Annotated in this window: 1 protein-coding gene; it reads left to right on the top strand. The window is 50.5% G+C overall.

The window, feature by feature from the left end; all coding sequences use genetic code 11:
* Positions 1–115: 115 nt before the first annotated feature.
* Positions 116–922: IS110 family transposase (locus tag ACFPOF_RS23755; RefSeq protein ID WP_378137359.1), on the top strand; the 807-nt coding region annotated here is incomplete at its 3' end.

The raw sequence follows: 922 nt of genomic DNA, 5'->3' as shown, positions 1-922 counted from the left end.
TAAAGGAGCCATTCCTGTAATGAATGAATTCGAGGTTTGAATGAAAAAAGCACCTTCTGTATACTGGGGAACGTTCCGACCAAAGAACAAATCCCAGCGCAGGAGGCACTCTACAATGAAGTATAAACAGGCAAGGAAACAGAATCAACGCATTCTACAAATTACCGAATCAACGCTCGTGGTTGGAGCAGACATTGCGAAGAAAACGCATGTTGCCCGTGCCGTCGATTTCCGCGGAATCGAGCTCGGCAAAGACTGTGTGTTCGACAATCATCATCTAGGCTTATCGAAGCTGGTAAAGTGGATGAAAGAGCTCCAGCAGCGTCATCACAAGACAGAAATCGTCTTGGGGATTGAGCCAACCGGGCACTACTGGTTTCCATTGGCTGAATTTCTGAATCGCGAGCATGTGAAGGTCGTTGTTGTAAACCCGCATCACGTAAGCAAAAGCAAGGAACTAGAGGACAACTCTCCGACGAAGAACGATTACAAGGATGCCAAGGTTATCGCCGATCTGGTGCGAGGCGGGAAGTATAGCGAGCCGAAATTGCCGGTGAGTGTCTACGCAGATCTTCGCATCCTGATGAATCTTCGTGAGAAGGTCATGGTGAACTTCGGTCAAGTACAGCGCCGAATACAGAATTGGTTAGACCGTTTCTTTCCGGAGTATGGCGAGGTGTTTAAGGACTGGGAGGGCAAGGCTTCGCTGATTACGTTAAGCGAATTTCCGACTCCGAGCGAGATTGTGGGACTAGGAGCCAGCGCAATCGTGCGCCGTTGGAAGGAAGACGTGAAGCGCGCTGTCGGTCCCAAACGAGCAACGCAGTTGCTCGAAGCTGCGAGAACCTCCATCGGGCTGACGCAAGGCCTGTCAGCGGCGAAAATCGAGCTACGAACGCTATTGGAGCAGTACGAGATGTTC

The organism is Cohnella soli (genome assembly GCF_042655525.1).
Taxonomy (GTDB): Bacteria; Bacillota; Bacilli; order Paenibacillales; family Paenibacillaceae; genus Cohnella; species Cohnella soli.
The sequence above is the reverse complement of the archived record's forward strand: the minus strand, read 5'-3'. Positions and strand labels throughout refer to the sequence as shown.